Annotated in this window: 29 protein-coding genes and 2 pseudogenes; 10 read left to right on the top strand and 21 right to left on the bottom strand. The window is 53.8% G+C overall.

Going from position 1 to position 24,042, the window contains the following annotated elements:
• Nucleotides 1-16: 16 nt before the first annotated feature.
• Nucleotides 17-445, bottom strand: a complete 429-nt coding sequence (locus CAF77_RS05235; RefSeq protein WP_085654201.1) for a helix-turn-helix transcriptional regulator — start codon at nucleotides 443-445, stop codon at nucleotides 17-19.
• 203 nt (nucleotides 446-648) lie between these two features.
• Here CAF77_RS05235 and CAF77_RS05230 point away from each other — a divergent pair, with 203 nt between their 5' ends.
• A complete protein-coding gene (locus tag CAF77_RS05230; protein ID WP_085654123.1) occupies nucleotides 649-1,269 on the top strand; it encodes a tyrosine-type recombinase/integrase in 621 nt (206 codons plus the stop codon).
• Nucleotides 1,270-1,364: 95 nt separating this feature from the next.
• On the opposite strand, the pseudogene CAF77_RS05225 reads toward CAF77_RS05230, so the two are convergent.
• A pseudogene (locus tag CAF77_RS05225) lies at nucleotides 1,365-2,364 on the bottom strand (zinc-dependent alcohol dehydrogenase family protein).
• Between the two features lie 108 nt (nucleotides 2,365-2,472).
• Here CAF77_RS05225 and CAF77_RS05220 point away from each other — a divergent pair.
• The 6 genes and pseudogenes from CAF77_RS05220 to CAF77_RS29460 all read left to right on the top strand — a co-directional run bounded on the left by CAF77_RS05220 (nucleotide 2,473) and on the right by CAF77_RS29460 (nucleotide 5,716).
• Nucleotides 2,473-3,353 (top strand): annotated as a pseudogene (locus tag CAF77_RS05220) (LysR family transcriptional regulator).
• Between the two features lie 7 nt (nucleotides 3,354-3,360).
• The gene (locus CAF77_RS05215; protein ID WP_256576115.1) at nucleotides 3,361-3,654 is read left to right on the top strand and encodes an SDR family oxidoreductase; all 294 of its coding nucleotides are present in this window, start codon (nucleotides 3,361-3,363) and stop codon (nucleotides 3,652-3,654) included.
• A 55-nt stretch (nucleotides 3,655-3,709) separates the two neighbouring features.
• Nucleotides 3,710-3,940 (top strand): hypothetical protein, encoded by a 231-nt coding sequence (locus tag CAF77_RS05210; RefSeq protein WP_176243894.1) that lies wholly within the window; start codon nucleotides 3,710-3,712, stop codon nucleotides 3,938-3,940.
• Between the two features lie 471 nt (nucleotides 3,941-4,411).
• Entirely contained in the window at nucleotides 4,412-4,681 is a 270-nt protein-coding gene (locus tag CAF77_RS29470) for a DUF6555 family protein (protein ID WP_085654122.1), read from the top strand.
• A gap of 60 nt (nucleotides 4,682-4,741) precedes the next feature.
• The gene (locus CAF77_RS05195; protein WP_085654121.1) at nucleotides 4,742-4,984 is read left to right on the top strand and encodes a hypothetical protein; all 243 of its coding nucleotides are present in this window, start codon (nucleotides 4,742-4,744) and stop codon (nucleotides 4,982-4,984) included.
• 597 nt (nucleotides 4,985-5,581) lie between these two features.
• The gene (locus CAF77_RS29460) at nucleotides 5,582-5,716 is read left to right on the top strand and encodes a hypothetical protein (RefSeq protein WP_256576113.1); all 135 of its coding nucleotides are present in this window, start codon (nucleotides 5,582-5,584) and stop codon (nucleotides 5,714-5,716) included.
• 76 nt (nucleotides 5,717-5,792) lie between these two features.
• Here the strand turns inward: CAF77_RS29460 and CAF77_RS05185 are convergent, their stop codons facing one another.
• From CAF77_RS05185 to CAF77_RS05165, 6 genes are all read right to left on the bottom strand, one after another.
• Nucleotides 5,793-6,032, bottom strand: coding sequence for a hypothetical protein (locus CAF77_RS05185; protein ID WP_085654120.1), 240 nt, complete (start codon nucleotides 6,030-6,032; stop codon nucleotides 5,793-5,795).
• Nucleotides 6,033-6,337: 305 nt separating this feature from the next.
• On the bottom strand, nucleotides 6,338-6,559 hold the full coding sequence (locus tag CAF77_RS05180; protein WP_085654119.1) for a PLDc N-terminal domain-containing protein: 222 nt from the start codon (nucleotides 6,557-6,559) through the stop codon (nucleotides 6,338-6,340).
• Between the two features lie 79 nt (nucleotides 6,560-6,638).
• Nucleotides 6,639-7,139 (bottom strand): ferritin-like domain-containing protein, encoded by a 501-nt coding sequence (locus CAF77_RS05175; RefSeq protein WP_085654118.1) that lies wholly within the window; start codon nucleotides 7,137-7,139, stop codon nucleotides 6,639-6,641.
• A gap of 141 nt (nucleotides 7,140-7,280) precedes the next feature.
• Entirely contained in the window at nucleotides 7,281-8,159 is an 879-nt protein-coding gene (locus tag CAF77_RS05170) for a ZIP family metal transporter (RefSeq protein WP_256576130.1), read from the bottom strand.
• 59 nt (nucleotides 8,160-8,218) lie between these two features.
• Nucleotides 8,219-8,380 (bottom strand): hypothetical protein, encoded by a 162-nt coding sequence (locus CAF77_RS29290; RefSeq protein ID WP_170928919.1) that lies wholly within the window; start codon nucleotides 8,378-8,380, stop codon nucleotides 8,219-8,221.
• Between the two features lie 64 nt (nucleotides 8,381-8,444).
• Nucleotides 8,445-9,329 (bottom strand): manganese catalase family protein, encoded by an 885-nt coding sequence (locus tag CAF77_RS05165; RefSeq protein ID WP_085654116.1) that lies wholly within the window; start codon nucleotides 9,327-9,329, stop codon nucleotides 8,445-8,447.
• Nucleotides 9,330-9,644: 315 nt separating this feature from the next.
• On the opposite strand from CAF77_RS05165, the gene CAF77_RS05160 reads away from it, so the two are divergent.
• Nucleotides 9,645-9,947 (top strand): hypothetical protein, encoded by a 303-nt coding sequence (locus CAF77_RS05160; protein WP_085654115.1) that lies wholly within the window; start codon nucleotides 9,645-9,647, stop codon nucleotides 9,945-9,947.
• Between the two features lie 114 nt (nucleotides 9,948-10,061).
• Here the strand turns inward: CAF77_RS05160 and CAF77_RS05155 are convergent, their stop codons facing one another.
• From CAF77_RS05155 to CAF77_RS05130, 7 genes are all read right to left on the bottom strand, one after another.
• Entirely contained in the window at nucleotides 10,062-10,508 is a 447-nt protein-coding gene (locus tag CAF77_RS05155; RefSeq protein WP_085654114.1) for a DUF421 domain-containing protein, read from the bottom strand.
• Between the two features lie 7 nt (nucleotides 10,509-10,515).
• Nucleotides 10,516-11,034, bottom strand: coding sequence for a hypothetical protein (locus CAF77_RS05150; protein ID WP_085654113.1), 519 nt, complete (start codon nucleotides 11,032-11,034; stop codon nucleotides 10,516-10,518).
• On the bottom strand, nucleotides 11,027-11,539 hold the full coding sequence (locus CAF77_RS05145; protein WP_085654112.1) for a CinA family protein: 513 nt from the start codon (nucleotides 11,537-11,539) through the stop codon (nucleotides 11,027-11,029). Before CAF77_RS05145 ends, CAF77_RS05150 begins: the two co-directional genes overlap by 8 nt.
• 79 nt (nucleotides 11,540-11,618) lie before the next feature.
• Entirely contained in the window at nucleotides 11,619-11,771 is a 153-nt protein-coding gene (locus CAF77_RS29285) for a hypothetical protein (RefSeq protein ID WP_170928918.1), read from the bottom strand.
• A 57-nt stretch (nucleotides 11,772-11,828) separates the two neighbouring features.
• On the bottom strand, nucleotides 11,829-13,055 hold the full coding sequence (locus tag CAF77_RS05140; protein ID WP_085654111.1) for a zinc-dependent alcohol dehydrogenase: 1,227 nt from the start codon (nucleotides 13,053-13,055) through the stop codon (nucleotides 11,829-11,831).
• Between the two features lie 98 nt (nucleotides 13,056-13,153).
• Nucleotides 13,154-14,155: a cytochrome d ubiquinol oxidase subunit II gene (cydB, locus tag CAF77_RS05135; protein WP_085654110.1), complete on the bottom strand. Its 1,002-nt coding sequence runs from the start codon at nucleotides 14,153-14,155 to the stop codon at nucleotides 13,154-13,156.
• Between the two features lie 11 nt (nucleotides 14,156-14,166).
• The gene (locus CAF77_RS05130) at nucleotides 14,167-15,543 is read right to left on the bottom strand and encodes a cytochrome ubiquinol oxidase subunit I (RefSeq protein WP_085654109.1); all 1,377 of its coding nucleotides are present in this window, start codon (nucleotides 15,541-15,543) and stop codon (nucleotides 14,167-14,169) included.
• A 649-nt stretch (nucleotides 15,544-16,192) separates the two neighbouring features.
• Here CAF77_RS05130 and CAF77_RS29660 point away from each other — a divergent pair.
• Together CAF77_RS29660 and CAF77_RS29655 are read left to right on the top strand one after the other, a co-directional pair.
• On the top strand, nucleotides 16,193-16,744 hold the full coding sequence (locus tag CAF77_RS29660; RefSeq protein WP_371915530.1) for a sensor histidine kinase: 552 nt from the start codon (nucleotides 16,193-16,195) through the stop codon (nucleotides 16,742-16,744).
• On the top strand, nucleotides 16,698-16,976 hold the full coding sequence (locus CAF77_RS29655; RefSeq protein ID WP_371915529.1) for a sensor histidine kinase: 279 nt from the start codon (nucleotides 16,698-16,700) through the stop codon (nucleotides 16,974-16,976). The genes CAF77_RS29660 and CAF77_RS29655 overlap by 47 nt, the downstream gene beginning before the upstream one ends.
• 892 nt (nucleotides 16,977-17,868) lie before the next feature.
• On the opposite strand, the gene CAF77_RS05120 is transcribed toward CAF77_RS29655, so the two are convergent.
• From CAF77_RS05120 to CAF77_RS05100, 6 genes are all read right to left on the bottom strand, one after another.
• Nucleotides 17,869-18,315: a helix-turn-helix domain-containing protein gene (locus CAF77_RS05120; RefSeq protein WP_085654108.1), complete on the bottom strand. Its 447-nt coding sequence runs from the start codon at nucleotides 18,313-18,315 to the stop codon at nucleotides 17,869-17,871.
• Nucleotides 18,316-18,640: 325 nt separating this feature from the next.
• On the bottom strand, nucleotides 18,641-19,597 hold the full coding sequence (locus CAF77_RS05115) for a PIN domain-containing protein (RefSeq protein WP_129972574.1): 957 nt from the start codon (nucleotides 19,595-19,597) through the stop codon (nucleotides 18,641-18,643).
• A 453-nt stretch (nucleotides 19,598-20,050) separates the two neighbouring features.
• Nucleotides 20,051-20,785, bottom strand: a complete 735-nt coding sequence (locus CAF77_RS28825) for a hypothetical protein (RefSeq protein ID WP_129972575.1) — start codon at nucleotides 20,783-20,785, stop codon at nucleotides 20,051-20,053.
• A 5-nt stretch (nucleotides 20,786-20,790) separates the two neighbouring features.
• Nucleotides 20,791-21,873, bottom strand: coding sequence for a hypothetical protein (locus CAF77_RS28820; protein WP_129972576.1), 1,083 nt, complete (start codon nucleotides 21,871-21,873; stop codon nucleotides 20,791-20,793).
• Nucleotides 21,874-22,124: 251 nt separating this feature from the next.
• The gene (locus CAF77_RS05105; protein ID WP_085654107.1) at nucleotides 22,125-23,078 is read right to left on the bottom strand and encodes a retron St85 family RNA-directed DNA polymerase; all 954 of its coding nucleotides are present in this window, start codon (nucleotides 23,076-23,078) and stop codon (nucleotides 22,125-22,127) included.
• Nucleotides 23,075-24,022 (bottom strand): retron St85 family effector protein, encoded by a 948-nt coding sequence (locus tag CAF77_RS05100; RefSeq protein ID WP_129972577.1) that lies wholly within the window; start codon nucleotides 24,020-24,022, stop codon nucleotides 23,075-23,077. Before CAF77_RS05100 ends, CAF77_RS05105 begins: the two co-directional genes overlap by 4 nt.
• Nucleotides 24,023-24,042 lie beyond the last annotated feature (20 nt).

Here is a 24,042-nt window from a genome sequence, read left to right as displayed (position 1 = left end):
GCGAGCACGCCTGAACCTATAGAGCGTGAGGCGCTCGCGCGGGGGGAGCTAAGTGAATGGAATGCCTACGCCATGCCAATGGCGTGACTCCTTCGTTTCGGGTGAAGGTAGTGCAAAAGTGCGCCTGATCAGAGAAACCACAATCAAGGCTAATTTGCGTCAGACTGAGACGAGTTTCTTGAATCAATTGCTTTGCTTTGCTAATACGCTGTTGTCGAATCCACGCTTGGGGGGATACGCCTGTGGTTCGCTTGAAGGCGCGCGAGAAATGACTTCGTGTTAGAGAGCAGGCGCTGGCAAGCTCGGTCACTTCAACTGATTCGTTAAGGCGCACAAGAATCATTTTTTTCACCAAGCACTCACGCCAACGAGTCAAACCTCCCTTGATTTTCTGTCTATTTTCAATACTTTGCGTAGAAACTAAATTCTGATCGGAATGGGCCATAAAAGCTGTCCACAACTCGGGAAGCTTAATCATTCAAGGCAGATTGGTGATTGACGAGTTAATCGTTGTTAATTCTGCTCTCGTGAATTAGCGGCGTTTTCAAGCGTTATGTCGAGCGGCCGCTTGCGGACGTCCGCTTCTGGCCGGTTAGCAAGCCTCTTCTTGTCAGCCATCCTTGTCCTTCGACACGTGGAGGACTAATCATGAACACCTTCGCTACCTACAGCCGCCAGCCTTGGAACAAAGGAAAACTGGTCGGGCAGAAAGCTCCACTCAGACTGAGAGATATCTGGGCCATCCGGGTAAGGCTTCAAATTGCAGAACGAACCCGTGATCTTGCGCTCTTCGATCTGGCCATCGACAGCAAGCTTCGGGCCTGCGACTTAACCAAGCTTCGTGTGCGCGACGTCGCCCATGGCGAGCACGTATCATCACGCGCCATAGTGATGCAGCAGAAAACGCTGCGGCCAGTGCAGTTCGAGATCACCGAACAAACACGGTTTGCTATCGCGGCCTGGATACACCAGGCCCAACTCCGGAGCGAGGACTGCCTTTTTCCGAGTCAGCTGCATACCTCAGACCATCTATCAACACGTCAATACGCACGTATCGTCAAAGGCTGGGTGGAAGCCGTTGGCCTTGATCCAGCCATGTATGGCACTCACACAATGAGGCGTACGAAGGCATCGCTGATCTATCGCAGAACGAAGAATCTGCGAGCGGTTCAACTGCTGCTTGGCCATACGAAGCTGGAGAGCACCGTTCGATATCTGGGAATTGAAGTCGACGACGCCCTGGAGATGGCGGAACAGACCGAGGTTTGAATATGCATAGCGACGGTCGAGCTCTGACCGTCGCTATCCGGCCAGAAGCGGATGCTCGTGGCCGTCTTCGCTGATTGGACCCGGGATCACAAAGGCTATTCACTCACCAACTGAATGACTGTCTTGCCCTTGCCACGGCCTTCGGCGACCTGGCGAAAGGCCTCGTTGACGTCTGGCAGCGCAAAGTGGTGCTCATCCATGCGAATCGTCAGCTGACCTGCGTCGGCTAACGCGGCGGCTTCGCGCAGAATGGCGCCATGGTGTTCGCGGCCTTTCCCGGTGAGCAGCGGCGCCAGGGTGAAGACGCCCGAATACGTTGCGCTTTTGAACGACAACGGCGCCAAGCTGTGCTGGCCCCAACCCAGGCAACTCAGCACGTGCCCGGTATAAGCTTTCACGGCCTTGAATGAAGCATCCAGTGTGCTGCCGCCGACGGTGTCGTAGACGATGTCGAAACCTTCACCAGCCGTGTAGTGCTCGACATAGTCCTCGACGCTCTGTACCTGATAGTCGATCGCCGTAGCCCCCAGTGAGCGAATGAAGTCGAGACTAGCCGCCGACCCGGTGGCGTAGACGTCGGCACCGCGAGCCTTGGCTAGTTGCACAGCCATTTGGCCGACGCCACCGGCGCCGCCATGGATCAGCACACGCTGACCGGCGCGAACATTGGCATGATCGACCAGACCTTCCCATGCAGTGATGAATACCAAAGGCAATGCAGCCGCCTCACGCATGCTCAGGGCGCGTGGCTTGGCAGCGATCAGCCGGGCATCCACGGCGATGTACTCGGCTATGGTGCCCTGGGCGCCGCCGATCCCGCCGGGCATGCCGAAGATTTCCTGACCAACGATGAAACCCTCGACCGCTCCGCCCAGTTCGACAACCGTACCTGCGAGGTCCAGGCCGAGCACTGCTGGCAGGGTCTGGCGGGCATGCCCCTGCGCCGGCAGCGATTTTGGTGTCTAGCGGGTTGACCCCGGCGGCGTGAACCCTGACCAGTACCTGGCCCTGGCCGGGGACCGGGCGGACGATTTGGCGGACAGCCAAAGGGGCCTGAGCGGATTCCGCGACAGCGGCGAGCATGGTGTGAGTCATGACGGATACCTCTGATTGAGTTGACACCTGCAGATTGCAGCGCTTTCATCATTCCGATAAGAAGCCAAGTCGGCATATGACTTATTCCAGAAGGAGGCCGAAACGACGATGGACCTGTTCGATAGCATGCGCACGTTCGTTCGCGTCGTGGAGCGCGGATCTTTTTCCGCGGTGGCTCGCGAATTGAATATGGGCCAGCCAGCAGTCAGCAAGCAGGTGCGCGCGCTGGAGGAGTACCTGGGCGGATCATTGTTCGCTCGCAGCACCCGGTATCTGGCCCTGACCGATCAGGGGCAACGTTTTTACAACCATTGCCAGGAAATTCTTGGTCACCTGGAAACTGCCACTCGCGACTTCACCAGCGGTCAGGAGCAGATCGCCGGCCCTCTGCGCGTCGCCGCGCCGGTCAGCTACGGGAGGTTATGCATCGCGCCGTTGATAGGGACTTTCCTGCAGCGCCATCCCGATGTCCGGATCGATCTACGGCTGAGTGACCACAACGAAGACCTGCTCAAGGAGAACATCGACTTGGCGATTCGCATTGGCGTGGTGAAAAGCGAGGGATTGGTGGCAGTGCCGCTGGGCACAAGTCCGCGGAGGGTTTACGCCGCGCCCGACTACTTGGCTCGGCGCGGCGTGCCAGATGTGCCCGAGGAGCTGACAGGACACAATTGCATCGGTTTCACCTTGCTCGAGCATTACGATAGTTGGCACTTCCTGCACATCGCGCAGGAGCTCAATGTAGCATCAAGGGCAACGTCACCAGTAACAGCAGCGAGGCCATCCGTGAAATGGTTCTCTCAGGCTTGGGTATTTCCCTATCACCAGAGTGGTTGTTCACATCTGACGTAAAGCAGGGCAAGGTGCGTACCGTGCTCGACAATTATCAGGCCAGTGCTCTGCCTGTCAGCGCCGTGCTCAGTCGTGAGCGTCGACGTTCAGCGCGGACAATGGCGTTCATCGATTTTCTCCGCGAGCATTTATTGTAGAAACGTCTTGTCATGCATCGTCCGCTTTTGGCCCATTGCTGCCCATTGCGTGCGCGGTCTGGCTCTAGAGCTGGCACCGGTGCGAGTCAACACGCGGTCGCCGGGCCCGATCAACAACCCGATTCTCGGCAAGGCACTGGGTGAGGGGCGTGAGGCATTTATCGCCTCACTTGAGCAGGTTCTGCCCCTACATCGCCTCGGCACAGCAGAAGAGGCAGGCGCGGCAGCGGTGTTCCTGATGTGCAACACCTTCATGAACGGCGCCGTACTCAACATCGACGGCGGCGCACGCCTGGTTTGATCCTGCCCACCTTTTTGGAGAGCCTGAACATGACATCGTTATTTGATTCGGAGCGATGACAGCCGATACCCAGCGGTTGGCCGCGCGCAGCTTCCGCTATCAGCAACCGGCTACCCCGCAGTACGTCAACCCAAAGAACCAGGATGTCGCGGCATCCGAGTTGTTCGAGCGCTACCGGGAAGGTGCATTGGGGCCGCTGACGCTCCCACGTTATCGGTTGGAGGAGTCGGCTGAGGCCCATCACACGATTATCCAGCGCAAGCACAGCGGCTCGAGATCCTGCTGATGCTCTGGCCGTGCGGCATGAATGCCACAGGGCCGGCACAAACCGTTCCTGGCAGCATGGCGCCCGGACAGTTGGAACAGATGGGTGCGCTGCTGCCTGCGGCAAACCCGCTGCGCTTGAACAGCAATGGCAGAGCAGAGGCATTGGCGCCCTGATCTGCCGTCAGACGCCCTTGCTAGTCGCTACATCGACCATCTGATCCCCCACCAGCTCGCAACGACGGCGCCGATCAGTCCTGCGATCAGTAATTCCAGCCTGTCGAACTTGTCGAGCAGGCGCGGCAATAACTCCATGCGCTCGACTCCGTGTGCATGATGGAAACTAAAACCTCTACAAACGAATAGTTCACGTATAGATAAAATCACATTAAATGTGAGCAAAATCATCAATTTAGGAATTGTCAGACGATTCTTTGAATTTTCTCTAACAGCAAAAATCACTACCTCATGAGCCAAAAAGGAGCGGTAACTCGTGAGTTCGGTAGATATTTTTGTGATTGAGTACAAGCTCCATGGAAGACCGAAGTCTTTTGTCATCCGCACCAAGCTGATGAACAACGCAGAGGCTTGGCAGTGGGCGAGCTGCGACGCGGGTATTGCTCCGATACCCAAACCCGGACGCCCTCCTCTCAAGCGGTTCACAAAACCCATGGCAGAACGATTTGGAATCGCCGACGTAAAGTGGCGGGCCACTACTGCCGTCACCTGGGAGGACATCGGAGCGACGCAAATGGAGAAATAGTGCATCGCAGGGAGCGCTCTACATGTCGATAGAGCGCAGCTCAAACGAATAGGAGGACACATGAAATCCAGATCCAGATCCATAACCACATCCGATTGGTACGCAGCGACCGGGCGCAGTAATGAACTGTTTCAAGAGGCTGATCGACTCAATGCCATCGCCTACGAACTGCTAACCCATGCGGCCGACTCCCCCGAGGCAATGGAACGCTACAAAGACGCCAGAGATGCCGCGGATGCCAAAACGCTAGAAGGCAAAAAAGCTTGGGACGAGGCGAGAGGGAGACTTAACAGGCGTCAGTAAAAAAGCCCGCGCTGGGCGGGCAAAAGGGAATCCACTCGTTCAGGCCCCAGATTCAGGGTCGCTGGCGGGCATGCCGCGAAGCTCCTTCACCTCGCCGTCCTGGACATCTGTTGTGCCAGTCTTCACAGACACCGGGGCACTTGCGCCACTCCCGGCTTCCGGGTGTTCTGCAGATACAGGGTTTGTCGCGGCTACGTCCGTCATATTTTCATCAACGGTGCTTCGTCATCCGGCGGTAGCGGTACCGCCGAATCTTCAGGCCGAGGATCATGATCTGTTTCATTGTCATTCAACGTTTCACTGCCTGTTGCGATTGATTGCCTGGTGCATTCTCGTAGATTTCCATGATGCCTCTACGATCGGTGCACGGAAGTCCGTGCTTAAACGTGTGGAGAGTCAGGTCGCGACAAGTGCCGGTCATTGGACGAATGGCTGATCCGAGCGGCTTTATGCAAAAGGTCCTGATAGGAACGCTCGTCTTTCCGAGCTGTCGCCTGAGACCTTCTCAACCTCAACAACCTAGTAGAAAAATTGAAATAACAGCCTGATCACCCGGTCAAGAAAGATGAACGCAGTGAATCTGACGAGGTAACAGCAATGACTATCCAAGCAGAGACACTCGTACAACTGACCGAAGCGCTGCAGGAGCGTGGAATGATGCTGGTTTCAGATGTTCACTTCACGCGGGCGCCGTACCGCTACAAACATCGCTGGATCTGCATCGTCGAGTGACCATGCGCGCTGCCGGCGTTCTGGACGAAAATTCCAGCGCCGGCGCCTTTTCCCGCCGCGCCGCTTTTCAGCTGGTTCAGGATTCGAGCGGATCCCCCGGTGCATGACCATCCAGCGCAGGCATGGGATCAATTGCAATGCCCGCTACAGCGCTAATCCATTCCTTATAAGCAGCACTTTGAAGCGAGAGCGCTTCATCCCACTGCGTGCCGTAAATCTCACCCGCACCGACCAACATCATTAATCGCGTGGTCGCAGCATCGAGCTCGACCAAAAGGACATGGGCGCGGAATCTGAAGTCGTCTGACGGAATCATGGCTGTGCTCTATAACGGGGGCTGTCCTAGAGCCGGTGGGAAGATGGATTCTTGCAGGAGTTTCACGCAAAAACCTGTACATGCATGATTCTTTTGTACATCCGATACGCGGCAAGTTTCATCACTGAAACCGCGATCGACGAACTGTATCCGGCAATTTGCCAGCTTGTCGGTGTGCGGCGGGCGGGGAATGCGCAGGCCCAACGGCTCTGTCAGAGTGATAAGCAAAAGCCCTGATCATTCAGGACTTTTCGCTTCCTACAGGCATCAAGTCTGTTCAACCTTTGCAGATCGTCTGGGCCTGATCAGCCCTTGCTGTGCTCCGGCGACGAAGGCCCTTTGGTAATGCCGCGCGGCCCCGACACGCCCCAGATCACCACGCCAAGCAACGGCACGAGGAAGATCAGCGCGGCCCAACCGGCCTTGGTCGCGGACGGCTTGTCGCTGCGCATCACGCTGTTGAGTGCCCAAAGGTCCAACAGCAGGAGCAGGACCGCAGCGGCGATCCACAGATATTCGGTTTGCATGATGTTTTCCTCCATGTTGCTCTGAAACGCCACGGCATGCTTAATCGCCGTGGCGTTTTATATGGAGCGCTTCAACCCCTCATTTTTTTTCGAGGGTCGCCGCCTGATTACCGCCCTGTTCGGCAATCTTCGTCAGCTTTTCATCGGCGCCCTTTTCTTCTGCTAGCGTGGCTTGCAGCAAGGTGACGGCATCCTCGAGTTTCAGGTGTTTGGCCATCGCGATCAGCGTGCCGTAGCTGGCGATTTCGTAGTGCTCGACTTTCTGCGCCGCACCGATAAGCGCCGCGTCCAGCACCGCGCCTTTTTCGATTTCGTCGAGCAGCTCCTTGGACTCTTCGACCAGTCCTTCCATGGCTACGCACTTCATGCGTTTGAGTTTCAGCCCGGCCAGTTCCACCAGTTGGTCGATGCGTTCGATCTGGCCTTGGGTTTCCTCAAGGTGCGAGGTGAAGGCTTCGGCAAGCAGCGGATTGGTCGCGGCGCGCGCCAGGCGCGGCAAGGCTTTGGTGATTTGCTTCTCGGCGCTGTAAACGTCGGACAGCTCATGGATGAACAGGTCTTCAACAGTTTTTCTAGCCATTTCTAACTTCCTTCAGATGTTGGATAGTGTTTTGGGCGAGACGTTCAGCGTGTCCGCCAATGTGGCTTTCATTACAGGTGACTCACCCTGCCGAGCAGGTGTTCAAAGCATTTTTCGATTCATGGATTAAGTGTTATTGGTTCAGCCCAAAGCGGTATCGAGGAACATCATCACGCCGAAGCCCAGCATCAAACCGAGCGTCGCCGGCGTCTCGTGACCATTGCGGTGGGTCTCGGGGATGACTTCGTGCGACACCACAAAAATCATCGCCCCCGCCGCAAGCCCCAGCGCAATCGGATAGCCCAAGGCAAAGCCACTCGACACGCCCAGCCCGACCACCGCCCCCAGCGGCTCCATCAAACCGGAGCCGATCGCGATCAGTGCGGCGCGCCAAGCCGAGATCCCGGTGACGCGTAAGGCAAGCGCAACCGCGAGACCTTCGGGGATGTCCTGTATGGCAATTGCGGTGGTCAGTGGCAGGCCGACTTTCATGTCGCCATTTGCAAAACTGACGCCGATGGCCATGCCCTCCGGCAAGTTGTGCAGGGTGATCGCCAAGACAAACAGCCAGACGCGATTGATGCGTTGTGCATCGGGCCCGCGTCTGCCGATCTGCTGATGTTCGTGAGGCACGAAACGATCAAGACCGACCATCAAGCCAACGCCCAGGGCCAGTCCGCATACGACCACGCAGGCTGCCAGCAACGGATTGCCACACAGCGCTTGCGCGGCCCCGATACCCGGCAGGATCAGCGAGAAGGAACTGGCGGCCAGCATCATGCCGGCGGAGAAGCCGAGCATGATGTCCTGAGTGCGTGAGCTGATATCGCGCAGGATGATCGCCACTACCGCACCTAACGCGGTCGCACCGAATCCTGACAGGCCACCCAAGGTGGCCAGGCGCAGGTTTCCCTTGTCTGCGCCGACCAGCGCGGCGTAACCGCTAAACAACAGCAGGCCGGCGACCAGCAGCAGCGTTGCCCAGAACAAGATGCCCGGCCAACCTCCGCTGGACACCATGCTCCAGCCGTTGCGCTGCGGCGTTGGCGCCGACGATGAGCTGAGTGACATGTCTCCTCCTAACGTCCGGTAGAGCGTTTGCCGCTGGAGTCGAGCATGGATTGGCGCAACGTCTGGGCGATCCGCTGCGCGGTTCGATCAAACGACGTGACGCTTGCGTTAAACCAACTGGACAGCGACTGCGCCAGGTCGCTGCTGGAAACCCCGGAGTTCTGATTCATGTGCGGTACCTCGGATCTTATCGATTGAAAAACCGCACGCCGTTGCGGCATGCGGTTCCGCTCATCACGCGTCGGGTTGCCCCTGAACACCCGCGCCCAGATCGGCGCCAGTGATCGGGTTGCTGTCCGGGTCGGACATGGTTCGCGCTTTCATATCCAGCAGCAGCGCCTCTTCCTCGGCACTGAGCTGAACGCTGGCGCTGCCGTCGCCGCCATCCACCGCAGGCTCTGGACTTTCCACGAACTCCCAGTCATCGCCATGGTTCCATGGACCGCGCATGCTGCCCTCCCCTTGGGACATGTTGAAGTACACGTTGGTGAACTCCGGCATGCCGGGTTGTTTGCCCTGCGGGAAGTTTGGCTGGATCGCATGAAGGGCTTTTTCGAAGGACAACTGGTGCGCAATTTCGCGGGTCATCAGGAAGCCCAGCGCTTCCTTGACGCCGGGATCGTCAGTGACGTTCATCAGCCGTTCGTAGACGATTTTTGCCCGGGCTTCGGCGGCGATGTTCGAGCGGAAATCCGCTGTGGGTTCACCGATCGTATCGACATACGCAGCCGTCCATGGCACACCGGCCGAGTTGGTCAGCGGCGCGCCGGCACCGTACAGCAGACTGGTTATGTGCGAATCGTTGCCGGCCCCGTTGATGGCCCGGTACAACTCGCCCTCTTCTTCCACTCCTTCGGCCACTCGGCCTTTTGCGCCCTTGTTGAGCATGACGATGATGGAGCCGACGATTTCGAGGTGACTCAGCTCCTCGGTGGCGATGTCCATCAACAGATCCTTGCGACCCGGATCATCCTCGGCCAGCGCTTGAGTGAAGTAGCGCGAGGCTGCCGCCAGTTCGCCTTGAGCGCCGCCGAATTGTTCGAGTAGCAAGTTCGCCAGTCCCGGATTGGGTTCGGCAACACGCACGGTGTATTGAAGTCGCTTGTTATGTAAGAACATGACAAATACCTCAGGTTGTGTGAGATGAGATTCGTTATAAATTGCGTCACACAGTTCTGAATCGATACCGCGAACTAAAATTTCATTTTTTTGATCAAGGGCGACGAGTGGAAAACTGGAAAAGTTCTATTTATTTCTAACTTGCTGAATCAATGAACAATTGAGCACTGCTTTTAACGTTCCAAAATTATTTCTATCGACAATATTCACCTCGAGTTGTACAAAAGCAAATCTACTGTACAAGAAAAAGTCAATAACTATGGCCCTTTGCCTTGATTCCGAAGTTTAATATTTCGAAAAAATCAGGATGCAGACATGCCGCTTTCTTTCGATCCGCGCTTCAACGATCTTCTCCAGCGCCTCATTCTCATGGCGCCGCCCGTGGGCCAAATCAATCTGAATATGCTCGATTCCATTGAGCCTGAGGCGATTGCCAACCCGGACGAACTGGTTGCGACAATCATCGAAGTCAGCACCCGACTCGCTGCAAAAAAATCTGACGCGCCCGACCATTTTGTAGAACTATTGCTGAAGCTGGAAAGGATTAATGCGCTGCCTCACGACAAGGCACAGCACTTCACTGATCGTGTGCTGGCGTATAGCAGAGACAATAGATAAGCACGCAAAGACAAGTCGAAACCGAGACGTTTAAATTGCACTCGGATAAAAGTGCCTTCCGACTTATGAAGGCTATAAACAAGTCACCCGCAATTAAGTCTGCCAAGTGATTAGTCAAGTCTCGTTGGGAATCACCGAAATCTTCCCATTGCGCTCAATGATCGCAAACTTGATCTGCTCAATTCGTTCGATACCCTGACTGGAACGCGCGGCTTCCATGACATCCGCCTCGATCATCCGCGCATGCCGCAAACGCCGGTGCAGCAGTTTGCCGTTCTCGACGATGATCGTCGGTTCGCCGTCGATCAGCCGCGACACCCAGCCCGACCGCTGTTTGAGTAGAGAGAAACCGACGTCGATGGCGATCAGCGTCACGATCACCAGCATCGCGTTGGTCAGGGAGAAATCATCGCCCAGCAAAGCCTGCTGCGTGGCCTCGCCGATGATCATCAGCAGGACGAAATCGAAGGTGGTCAGGTCCGCCAGCGAACGCCGGCCGGCGATCTTGAACAGCACCATCAAAGCCCCGTACATCACCGCCGCACGCAGTACCGAGTCCATGGGTCACCTACGGAAAAATGAATTGAGAAAGCGTGACGCCGGCGGAGCCTGGCGTACTGATGTGGCTGCGATACAAGCCCAGGCCGTCGCCGCGCAAGCTCAGGTAAAGACTCACCTGGCCTTGCTTGTCGGCCTGCAGCCAGAAGCGCACGCCATCGGCCGCACTGCGACTGCGCAGCGGTTCCGGTTGCAGAGTGTCGATGCTGAAGCCCTGCAGCAGATCACCGGCCAGCTCAAGCTCCACCGTCGCTTCCGGCGCCGCTGTGAGGCTGATGCGCATTGAGTTGGTCGAACCGTTACGGTGGAACATTTCATACTGCACCCGGACGTGGCCATCCTCGGAGCGTACGTCGCGGCTGCTGATCAGGCCTCTGGAAAACAGTCCCGCCATGGCCAGCACCATCAGCAGCACCAAGGCATACCAGCCGCAGCGCTCGAAGCGCCAGACCTTCAGTTGATAGGGCATGTCTTCGCGAAACGGCACGTCCCGGCTGCGCAGATCAGGGTGGTCGGCATCGTCAGTCATCAACCGGACTCCTCGTCTCCTGCAGTGCCGCACGGTGAAATTGCTGTATCCCCTGCAGCGCGTACTCCGTGGCCTGGTTTTGCACCTCACAGCGACTGCCGGAAAAACGCATTTGCCGAGAGTAGACAAACTGCCCGGCTGCGCACTGAAAGGCCCAGGCGAAGCACACTGTTCCGGCAGGGATACCGTCGACGTCCTCCGGGCCGAGAATGCCGGTGGTCGCCACCGCCACATTCGTCCTGCTGTCATGCAACGCTCCCACCACCATCTCGCGGGCGACCTCGACGCTGGTCAGGTTGAAGCGCTCGATGGTCTGCGGGTTGACGCGCAACAGGCGCTGTTTGGCCTGCGGCGAGTACACCACGTACCCACACTCAATGAATTCACCACTGCCTGGCACCTCGGACAATAACGTCACAATCATCCCCGCCGTACAGGACTCGGCGGTGGTCAGGAGCAGTGAATGTTCGCGCAGATAATCAACAGTCGCTTCAGCAATGGACATGGCAGACTTCCAAAAACAGAACTGTCCGGTTGACCGTGGCGAGCGTATTTGAGTTTCGCTCGCTTATCCGCACGGCCGATCACTTGTCCGACTCGGCCGCCTTGTCTTTCTGGATCTGCAGCGACGCCTTGCTTTTGTCGCCGTCCTTGTTCGGCGCATCATTGGAACCTTCGAAACAGCCCTGCAACAGCAGCACTGAACAAAGCCCCAAACAGGCACAGATGGTTTTCATGATCGTCTCCCGCTCAATGATCCCGTGGCGAGGGGATCTCGCCACAGGTCTGCTTGCTTACACGGCCGGCACCAGCGGCGCCGTGCCGTCCGCTTCGGCCAGCGGCACATCGCTGCGGCCCGGTGTCAGGATGACCTTGCGGCAGTCTTCCTGTTTTTTATCAAAGATCTTGTAGCCCTCGGCCGCCTGCTCGAGTGACAGCCGATGGCTGATGATCGCGTCCGGTTGCAGGCGCCCGGTTTCGATATACCCCAGCAGTTCGGGCAGATAGCGCTGCACATGGGTCTGGCCCATCTTGAAAATCAGCCCCTTGTCGAAAGCATCACCAAACAGGAAGCCGTGGATAAACCCGGTATACACCCCCGGCACACTGACCGTGCCACCACGGCGCACCGCTGCGATGCACTGACGCAACGCCTTGCCGCTGCTGCCTTCGAGCTTGAGCGTGGCCAGCACGGTTTCGGTGGTGCTGCCCTTGGCCTCGAAGCCCACCGCATCGATCACGCCATCCACCCCACGGTTGCCGGGCGTCTGGCTGATGATGGTATCCGCCGGGTCGTCGTCCTCATCGAAGTTGATCGGGATCACGCCGTAGGTGCGCTGCGCATAGGCCAGTCGGTAGGCATGGTGATCGACCATGAAGATGCGCTCGACGCCAAGCATGCGCGCACACGCCGCGCTGAGCAGGCCGACCGGTCCGGCGCCGTAGATCGCCAGACTCGAACCTTCGCCGACGCCGGAATTGATCACCGCTTGCCACGCCGTCGGCAGAATGTCGGACAGGAATAAGACCTTCTCGTCTGCCAGCGTTCCCGGCACCTTGAACGGCCCAGTGTTGGCCTTCGGCACTCGCACCAGCTCGGCCTGACCGCCCGGAACCCCGCCGTACATTCGGCTGAAACCGAACAGCGCCGCCGGCGGTGGAATACGCTTTTTATTCATCGCCGCGCCCAGCCCGGCATTGGTGGTTTCACATGCTGCGTACAGCGCATGCTGACAGAAGAAACAGTCGCCGCAGGCAATCACAAAGGGGATCACCACCCGATCGCCGCGTTGCACCGCCGTCACGGCCGAACCGGTTTCCTCGACAATGCCCATGAACTCATGGCCGAAGATGTCGCCGTGCTCGACCGTGGGGACCTTGCCCCGATACAGGTGCAGGTCCGAGCCGCAGATGGCCGTGGCGGTTACTCGCAGGATGATGTCATCGGGTGCTTCAAGGATCGGATCCGGCACGGTCTCGACTCTGACGTCGTGGGCGCCTTGGTAGGTCATAGCTCGCATGGTGGAATCCTCTGGCGATGGAAGAATTGAAGAACAGCCTCTTCAAGTTCCGAAGGACTCAGCCAGCGCGAGTTCACTCTGTTTTGCATATTTCTGGATCAGTGGGACGGCGGCACCCGGACTTTGCCACTGAACACCCGGAAGCCATAGGTGTTGTAAATCAGGGTGACCGGCACCAGCAGCGCGAACCCCACCAGTACGAATATCTGACTGTTGCGACTCGAGGTCGCCGCTTGCAAAGTCAGGTCGGGCGGAATGATCAACGGGAACAGCGCGACCAGCATCAAGCCGAACGCCAGAACACAAACGCCAAGCGCGGCAAACAATGGCAGGCAGTCAAAGCGGCTGCGAAACCCTAGGAAAAAACCTGTCAGCAACGCGGCAGCGGTGAAGGCTGCCGGCAATCCGATCAAGGGCGAGATCAGGCGCTCGGCATATTGCGCATGCAGCGTCGATGTCCACAGCACCAGCACAATTAGCAGCCCGACCGTGACCCACGCCAGCACCTGCGCCTGACGTGCCGAGCGCTGCTGCAGTTCATCGACGGTCCGCCAATACAGCCAGCAGGCACCCAGCCACGTATAACCGCACACCAACAGCAGACCGCAAAACAACGGGAACGGACCGAGCCATTCCCAACCAGTGCCGCTGTATTGCCCGCCAGCGTGCGGAACGCCCTGCACCAGCGTACCGAGCACCACCCCCTGCGCCATGCCGGTCAGCAGCGAAACGCAGAGCAGGCCGGCATCCACCAGACGTTTCATCCGTGCGCTCGCGGCGTGATCACGAAACTCCAGGGCCATCGCGCGCAAGATCAACGCCAGAAACATCAGAATGATTGGCAGATACAGCGCCGGCAGCAGAATCGCGTAGGCCTGCGGAAACAATGCCAGCAACCCGCCTCCCCCGAGCACCAGCCAGGTTTCGTTGGCGTCCCAGATCGGCAGGATGCTCACGGCCATGGCGCGTCGGTGATCGCTGCGGCGAGTCAATCCCAACAGCACGCCAACCCCGAGGTCAGTGCCGTCGAGCAGCACGTAATTGATCACTGAGAACGCCAGGGCGCCGGCGCACAGCAGCGTGATCGCGTCAGTGTCCATGAGACTGTTCCTCAGGAGCGTCCGATTTCGTCGGGCAGGGTTGGCTGCGGACCGGGTTCGCCATGGTGCGGTGGCTCGCGCAACAGCCGCAGCAACACCCACAGCCCCACCGTGAAAATCACCAGATAGAAACCGAGGATCAGCCAGGTTGAGCCGAGCACCTGCGCCCGCGATACCGAGGACAGGCTGTCCTCGGTGCGCAGTAGCCCGTAAACGGTAAACGGCTGCCGGCCGACTTCGGTCACCACCCAGCCACTGAGCATCGCCAGAAACCCCGCCGGGGTCAGGAACGCGCTCGCCCATAACCAGCGCCGCGAAACATACAATCGCTGGCGCCAGCGCAGCACCAGACTGACCACCCCTTGCGCGAGCATCAGACATCCCAGCCCCACCATCAGTCTAAAGGCGAAGAACACCGGCGGCACCGGCGGAATGTCCTGCGGTGCAAATTCGTCGAGCGCGGCGATGGTGCTGCTCAGGTCGTGGCGCAGGTACAACGACCCGATACGCGGGATCGCCAGCTCCCAGTGATTGCGGTGCTCGTCCATGTCCGGCCAGGCGAAAATCCGCAGCGGCTCGCCAGCGCCTTGCACCGGGCGGGTCCACGAACCTTCGATGGCGGCGACCTTTTGCGGCTGCAGCTGCAAGCTATGGCGGCCGTGCAGATCACCGACCACGATCTGCACCGGCGTCAACAGCGCGATTACCCACAACGCCATGGACAATTGCACCCGGGCCCGCGGGTTATGCGCAGCCTTGAGCAACTGCCAGGCGCTGACGCCAGCGACGAATGTCGCGGTGCCGAGAAGCGCTGCCAGCGTCATATGCGCCAGGCGATAGGGAAACGAAGGGTTGAAAATGATCGCCCACCAGTCCGCTGCGTGAAAGCGCCCGTTCGCGTCGAGGGCGTAGCCGGCAGGCGTTTGCATCCACGAATTGGCCGACAGGATCCAGAACGCGCTGATCAGCGAGCCGACCGCCACCGCGCAGGTGGCGAAGAAGTGCAGACGCGGGCCAACCTTCTTCATGCCGAACAGCATGATGCCGAGAAAACCGGCCTCGAGAAAAAACGCCGCAAGAATTTCGTAAAACATCAACGGCCCGATAATGTCCCCGACCTGCGCCGAAAGCCGCGACCAGTTCAGCCCGAACTGGTACTCCAGAATCAGTCCGGAGGCCGTGCCGATCGCCACGGTCAAGGCAAAGACCTTGAGCCAGTAGCGGAAAATATCCAGATAGACCTCGCGCCCGCTCCTGAGCCACAAGCCTTCGAGCACCATCAGGAAATTCGCCAGGCCAATGGTGAACGCCGCCAGCACAATGTGGAAACTGATAGTGATCGCAAACTGCATGCGCGCGGCCATGAGTGCGGTATCGGCGGTTTCCATAGCACTCGCACCTCGTTGGTCAGCCTTGCTGCGCAATACCCGCCGAAGCACCTGCCAGAGCGTTCCGGTCGAAGATGTCGACCATTTATCAAGCACCGGAGCGCTTAATGCCGACCAGCTAAGAAGTAGAAAGGCTAGAAGATAACCTGTGGCGAGGGAGCTTGCTCCCGCTGGACTGCACAGCAGTCCCTGCTCTTGAGACAAAGAGGGGCCGCTTCGCGGCCAGCGGGAGCAGGCTCCCTCGCCACACGTACAGCGTTCACACTTAACTGACTGGCATTAGTCAGAGCGCTGTCTTTTCGAACCCTTCGTTAGGGTCTAGTCTTAGACCCGGCTTCGTCCGACGCCAGACGCCTCCGCCTGATTCAAGGACAATGATGAGACTGCACGAGTTCATCCTGACGCATATCGAATAGATTCTTTCTGCCTGGGAGCGCTTTGCCCGCGCCGTGGAAACCGCTCTGCCGCCTATGGATTCCAAGGGTTTGCGCGAGCATTCGGAGCACATCCAGAGAACCGTCGACGAAGATATACAAAGACCCCAGAGGAGCGGCAGCAGATCGCCAAATCACTGGGCCATGGTCCCGATGCGGAAGGCGATTCACCGGCCCAGAACCATGCAATGACGCGGTTTGTCGCGGGGTTTTCCATGGATCAGATGGTGTCGGAATATCGCGCGCTGCGCTCGAGTGTGCTCAGGTTGTGGCTGGCCCAACAGCGCGTGGATGACGTGCACGATGTGCAAGACATCATCCGCTTCAATGAAGCAATAGACCAAGCGCTCGTGGAGTCGATTGCGAGATACGGTAAAGCCGTGGAGAGCACGCGCAAAACTGTTTTGGACGTACTCGGTCATGACCTGCGATCACCGCTTGGGGCTGTATTGATGGCTAGTGACATGCTGCGTAAAAACGTCAATATGACTGACAGGGATCGGAGGCTGGCAGAGCAAATCAATGCGAGTGTAAGTAGAGCCAATCACATGGTCGGCGATTTGCTCGACCTGGCCCGCTCAAATCTCGGCTCGGGTATACCAGTCAATCCAGAAGAGACTGATCTATCGATTGTGTGCTCCGCTGTTGTTGAAGAGTTACGCACCGCGTTCCCTCAGGCACAGATCGTTTCGAATGTGAGTGAACGAGTAGCGGGGAGTTATGATCCGCGCCCGCATACAACAAGTTTTCACCAACCTGATCGGTAATGCGGTCAGACATGGTGACTCACTGCAACCCATCCTTGTGACTTTGTCTCAAGATGACCATTGCTCAGTCTTCAGCATGCAAAATCGGGGCGAACTCATACCTGCAAGCGTAATACCCCATCTTTTCAATCCCCAGGCGCGTTACTCAAGCTATGCAGCAACTGAAAAAGGATCGACCGCCGGCTTGGGGCTGGGACTGTTCATTGCGTCTGAGATCGTGACAGCCCATTGAGGAAAAATCGGGGTGGTTTCGACACCTGAGCAGGGCACTATCTTTAGTGTTCAGCTCCCAATCTTCCAGTGATCCATCTCACGTTATCTAGCTGGAAGCTCGTCACCGTCTACACTCAAGTTTGACCCTCATGACCTCTTCATACCCGCGTCCCCTCGGGCGGTTTGTTTATCGCATATCATATCCATTCTCTGCGGATAACGTTCAATGAATGACAGCTTATGGGCAATAACCAATGTTCATGGCCGACCGCTTTCGGCCAGAAAAGGACTGTTGAGATCGACACCTTCCGGTCATGAGCTGCCATTGGTGCCCCGCAGAATTGCCATTAGTAGCAAGTCTAAAAACTGCTTTAGGCCGTAGAAGGCGGTCAGATCTGTGACCTACGGATAGGGTGTTGGCTATCCTCGGAGCGGCTATCTATAGCGGCACGCAAATCATTCCAAGGCTTAAGTTCATTATCTGCGCTAGGGCATTTAGGCATATGTGCAAAATTGGTAGCGCCATCTGCTTCTGCTTGCCCAGCTCCGCAGGCCCTGCAAACAACCATTCCTTTGTTTAGAGCCCATTTTTTACTCCATGAAACGAGCAGTTCGGAGGTAGACATCAAAGACACCGGAGTAATTGTACAAAAATAAAATTCTGTACAATTATTCTGATTCCTCCTCCTGAAATGTCAACCCGTTGTCTACATTTTCCAGTTGGCCGATTGCAGGCCGCGGTAATAGGTGGCAACAAGCCAATGGCGGACGCTCACAAAACGACCACTACCGGCCAGAATCGGACATTGGCACGCGCCTGCTGACGGCCAGTAGCGGAAGATCGCGAGCGACAGCTAGCGGTCAAAAGATGATGCTTGTGGAACGTCGCTCTGCTCGGCCTGAAAACCTATTCAACTCACTATGCGATTGCCGGTAACAATGTAATGAATGTCAGCGCCCAGAGAGTGTATGTTGGCCAAATAGTCAGCTTTTGGGATTCGCACTCCTCGCTCATATTTATACTGAGCATCAGTGTTTACACCACCAACAGCTCCGAAATGGTGTTGAGTCATCTTCAGCTTGATCCGTTCCTCGCGTAACCGGTCGCCAATAGTGCTTGGACCCGTTCCGATGATTTCCTTGGCTCCTCGCCTAGTCACACTTGCCTGTTTGAAAGCGTCATCAATCTCCGAAGTGATCCCTTGAACAGCTTGTAACGCATCCTGAATGCGCTTCACTGCTTGCACTCCACCAACTTTTTCAACGGTAGCTAGCAGCCCTCGTAGCGCATCTGCGAAGCCTCGCTGGTTTTTGTGCAAGCGTTCAATTATCTCTGCTAGAGAATGCTTTGTAGGCATACCGCCTCCTTGTGCGCATAAGTCGGGATGCTATCAGCACCAGAGGAGGACGTGATTGGAGAGTGGGCCTGCCGCCGTGAATTTATCGCCATTGGGTCGATATCCGTGGTGCGCAACCGGCAGCTACCGGCCAATAGCTGCCGCTAGTAAAAGAAAAGCGAGCACCCCGTTTTCTATCTGAGGGAGCGAATAATCATTAGAATTTTATTGTAATCGTTGTAACGAGTCCTAATTTAAAAAAGCGACTTCACTTCGTGAAAATCGTAGCACTCTAGAACAGGCTGACTGATCAGCATGAAAGGTGCTTCTGTATGATTGACAGATTTCAGTCATCGAACGGCTCATATGCTCGACCTTGTTCGGTTAGCTCATAAACACCATCACCAACATCTACGATTAGTTTCATTTTCATGAGTTCATCTATTGCATCAGTAAGATGATGCTCGTCAGGTAGTGTTTGGCCCAGAGTCACGTTTTTCATTGTCAAAGTGAAAAAATTGCCTTGGACCTTTGAGATTATTTGGGATGATTTTCTAATCGCAATTTCCAGTATGGAGTCGGCCATTCTTGATGGGGGTTTTCTGGAGTTTAAATCCATATCAGCCTCTACCGATTCTAAACGATCTGAAACCGCACCTAAAATGTTAAGCGCATCACTCACAGATTTTACGATTGTCAGGCTTTTCCCACAATTAACACTAGCGAATTCATCCCTAAGAATCTTCTTGTTTTCTGTGAACGTCTTATCGTTTGATACGATTATCAAATCCTCATCACAGAATTCAAGCAACTCCTCCCACAGTAGCTCGTCGCAAACCGAGTGTCTATCAGGTGATATTGGCGGATTTCCTAGTATCTTCCGCGTTTTAGCCTTGGTGATAAGCTTCTCTTCCGTTTCTATAAAAGTGCAAATTTTAGTAAGGTTTTCGTATGCATCAAGCACAGGATCGTCTCCCGGCTTAGGTTCAAGCATTGCGTTAATCTTCCTCTCCAACTCTTTTCCAAGCTTGTGAACCTCGGATTGTAGACGCGTTGCTTTTTGATGCTCAACCATGTCTCGCACCACCGCCGTGGTGAAGATCGAGATGGATGAGGTTTTCTTAATCTCTTTAGCAAGATTAATTAATTGCGCCGTTCGATTTCGCTGAAACTCTCTATACCCTTGCTCTGAAATTATGAGTTTGTCTTTTAGTTTTTTTAGCTCTTCAAATAAAGACAACCTATCACGCGCACCTCGATAAAAATCAAGATATATATTCGTATCAACAAATAGCTTTGTCACTTTCATTCCTCGCCAGCAATTAAATTACAGTTCCTTCCAAAAAAAGGAGCATATATCCCACACCAGTAAAAACTTTCTAAAAGGGTGAGCTAGGCCTCCGTCGGGCAGAGTATTGCAGTATCCATACTCCTCGCGACTTATACGTGTATTACAGGGGATTGAGGGCATGGAAGCGGGATCTGGACTCCCAACAGACGTTTCCAGCAAGGGCATTAAGACTGTTATCACCTGATTACAGCATCTCTAAAGGTATGAACAGTATCAATCGCTGCACAACGCAAAAAGATTAGGAGACATTGACGGTAGCAATGGTACGTAAATGTCTACTCACGGACGTAGGCTTTTGGCCGGAAGACGTCAACCACAAACGACCGCTTCCGGCCGAAAGCAGTCGCTGATGCATGATTATTAATACCTAAACTAACAGCGCCATGTACTGGAAAAACTGGTGCTTTACTGACCATTAACGATTACGTATGTAGAAGCGAACCATATAGAGTCTTTTCCATTAATTTTATTCGCCCCTGATATATTAATATTCGAACTGAAGCTGCATTGTTGAATATCAGCTCCTTGCGCAGCATCTTTTGAGGACAAGGCTGAAAAAGTCACATAGTAAACACCGGGCTCCTTAACCGCAGCGAAGAAATTTAGATTTCGTTCGGATGCAATTGGAATCCTCAAATCGAAAAGAGGGCTATTTTTCACTTGTGGATTGTTGGATATTTTCTCATAGAGCAGAGGGAAAATCGTTTTATCAGCCCGCGCTTGCCCCTCAAAATTGTATGAGATCCTGCTTACTGATAGAGAGTCCGGACAAAGTTTAAAGTAGATAGCTTCGTTACTGCTATTTTTAATAGTTACTGTAGGGGTTAGATAATACCCATCACTAGCTTTAACCACTGAAACTTTTACAGATAAAAATGTAGACTCTGTATCTTTAATTCGCTTTTGGATATCCGCAAGCTCTGCCAAAGCCCGATCTTTCTGCTGTAGTGCGTCAAAGGTATATGCCCCCCAGAGAAGTGTTGCAAGCGCGCAAGAGGCTATAACAAAATTATTATAAGCTTGATGATGTCGTAAAAAATCGTACACGCGTGCGTGCAGGACGACTCTAAAATTATATATGGCAAACGCTAGGGCGATTAATGCCCCAAAACAGATAATCCATACCCACATGGTCGACATAATCCCTACCTGCTTGAGTATCGCGGAGTGCCATCTTGAGGGAACAGTTCCGGAGAAGGTTCTTGGTCTACGAAGGATCGATTCTGACCAGCAGGCTTCACCCAAAGCGCCTGCTTAACAGCTTCCAGATCCACATTGTCCTTAACAACTGGAAGGTTTTGCGTAATCACCGGAGTTACATCTTCCTTGATTCTCTCCAGCTCCGCATCTGCGAAAGCAATGGATTGATTAAAAAGCAGCGCCAGCCCAACAAGAAAAGCAACACCTGAGCGTAGTGAATTTGATTTAAAACCGTACCATATATCTCCAGGCGACATCATCACCTGTTGCGAAGTAAGGACTAACAAACTTTCTCGATCAAAACGCTTCATCACATCGAGAAGAGTTTCTAGAGTTACTTGATCACTTGAAAGATCAAAGCCCTCTTTATCCCCAATCATCAGAGACAAAACCTGAAGCCTATCCATAACTTCTGACAAGTTTTTTAATGAATGATGACTAAGGTCGCCAGCCTGATTGACGCGAAGACTACTATAATATGTTCCATCACTTACAAAAAAAGCACTCAACCAATGATGGATTTCTTTTGAGTTATCCCCCAGAGAAAATATTGCTTGGTAAGCGTGAAAGCTTTTAGCCAAAGTTACGGGAATTTTACTGCGCTCAATTGGATCGCCCCACGTTACAGATCTTCTAACGATGAATCGTTCAGAGTCAGAAAACGCTTGACTAGCAACGTAAGGATCTCCGCTAATTATTCCAGGATAGATATTAGATCCCGACAAAGTAAATACTACATCGCCAATAGCCATCTCTTTTAAAAAAGAAAGGACTTGTCCCCGCACATTGATCGTTAGATTTGGCTCTATTGCATCACAAATTGTGAAGACATCTTCACCCTTAGCTTCACGAAGAACCTCAAAGACATCTTCGTCAGGGGTAGAGTTATCAAGATGCGCCATTGCAATGCAGCCCATCTCGAGGAAATTGTTGATAAATCTATACCTGGATCCAGGTCTCACTACCCAGCACTTTGACTTCAGATTTGCGTGTCTAACAACAATATCGGAATCTTGTAGATCGTCCATGGTGTGATTTAACCCGTCTATTTTTTTGCGTACAAATTGGCGATGATAACAAAACTATAACGCCCATAAGATAATGTCAATATGCCTGCTCTAAAAATCGATGTCTTGTATGCTATAGAGGGCCAGATTCTGTTGTCGCACAATGCCGAACTACGAGCATAATTAATCCGTTGATTTTAAATAAATATCAACCCAGCATATTGGTGACTCAACGGTGGCGACGGGCGCGCCGCAAAACATTGCAAATAATTTTACTTTATTCTTTTTCCTCTTTGCCTAAGCAAGTCCGAAATGATTTTCCCTGTATATTTCCCCCTCATTTTTGCGACAAACAGAGGTTCAATATCTTGAGCAAACCCCATCAACCCTTGAAGATGGAGTATTGACTCCTCATCTAATTTATTTTGCACATAATGGTGAATCATCGAGCTAATTAATCGCTTCTTATCTCGACCTAAAGAAACATTGTTATCATTGGTTATAATTAGCCCAGTAATTCGGCGCTGCCTTTTCTTAGAGGCATACACTGTTTTTTCCGAATTTATTTTAAGTCTTGGATAGGGAATATTTTCAAGCACCTCCAAAATGAAGGCTTCCACGTCAAACATTACACCCTTATCATTCGTTGAGAACGTCAAATCATCGGCATACCGGGAATAGACTATACTTCGATCCCTGCACCAACCTTCCATTGCCAGATCAAAATAATACATTATTGAATTCGACAAAATTGGCGAGCTTGGAGCTCCAATACTTAGAGCAAGCCGCGAAGTAGATCGCTCTCTAACGCAACTGACTCGCGCGATATCCTTTATGCTTTGCGCTGTTAATTTCCCACATAGCACGTAAGACAAATGCTTTATCAAATCCAATTCAGTTATGGATCCGAAAAAGTTTGAAAAATCAAACTTAGCAATATAACTATTTTGCCTATGCCGCTCTGCGTTGTCCTTTATGCTTGAACCCTGTTTATATGCTGCAGCGCATTCGTGAACCGGAAGCTGAGCAAACAAACTTTCGATAAGAATACCTTGTATTACTTTGGTTTCTTTAGCGGGCTGTGCAATAGGCCTCATGCCACCAGATTTTTTGGGTATAAAATAACGTTTGTATGCATATGGTGCTCTTACTATCAGTCGAGCTACATCATGCTCAGACAAGGATAACACTTCTGACATATGCTTGCGAAAGTCATACAGGATCATTTATGGCCTCCCAGTTTCGCACGATCAATCGCTCTGTTTCGGTTCCTTTCTGCCGCTGTTATTTTATAATAATCAACACATTCAACACGCAATCGCAAAGGGTCAACAGCCATACCTGACTTTAAGACGAAGCGAAGGCTATGGAAAGTATCATCATCACATGCATAAAACGTTGAATCACTATACTCAATCTTTCTTACAAGTCTGAATTCCTGAAGAAGAAAAAGCTTTCGCCTTAGGTCGTCCCTATGCACCTCACGACCTAAGCTTCTTATTGAATCAATCAGCTCTTTTTCCTTAAGGGCGACAAACAATCTGAGCAATTCATAAATCAGCACAATAAGATGAATATTATTATGAACATTGAACGCCTGGGTTTTTTGAAGCTCTAATATTTCCGCAGCAATATCCTCAAGAACATCGCTTACTACATCATCAGATATGTCATTTGGAAATTTTGGACTCCAAGGATAAATTTTTACTCCTGTGCCATGCTTTTCTTTAATATGGCGAAGAATACCAAGATTGATAAATGAGCTAGCACCCGCATATTCTTCAGGAACAAAAACAATCAATTTTTTATTGAAGTCTGGCAACTGTGAAAATGCTCCCAGCTCAGCAATCGCACCTTCGCTTTCAACTGCGATAGCCACCAATGAGCACACACTACCGAGATCGGCTTCGAAATCCATCAGGTTTCTGAAGACACCATCTTCGTGCCAAGACTTTATTTCTTCGGGGCGGAATATATGCGGTGACACAGCCATTTGAAGCGCTTTGCGCTTCACTGCATCGCGAAGAGAACGGACTGGAGGCTCGTCAGCGTCCGCATGTTCCTTTTCCGGAACATGTCCCCCGCAAAGTAAAACGATTGGATTTTTTGAGAAATGAACCTTGCTCTGCTCAAGATCAACGTCTGCAAGAATTCTTTGTCGCGGATCCATGCGATGTGGGCTCTTTACCA

Source organism: Pseudomonas sp. R15(2017), from assembly GCF_002112685.1.
Lineage (GTDB): Bacteria > Pseudomonadota > Gammaproteobacteria > Pseudomonadales > Pseudomonadaceae > Aquipseudomonas > Aquipseudomonas glycinae.
Note: the sequence above shows the minus strand (reverse complement) of the source record. Positions and strands in the feature narration are given on the sequence as shown.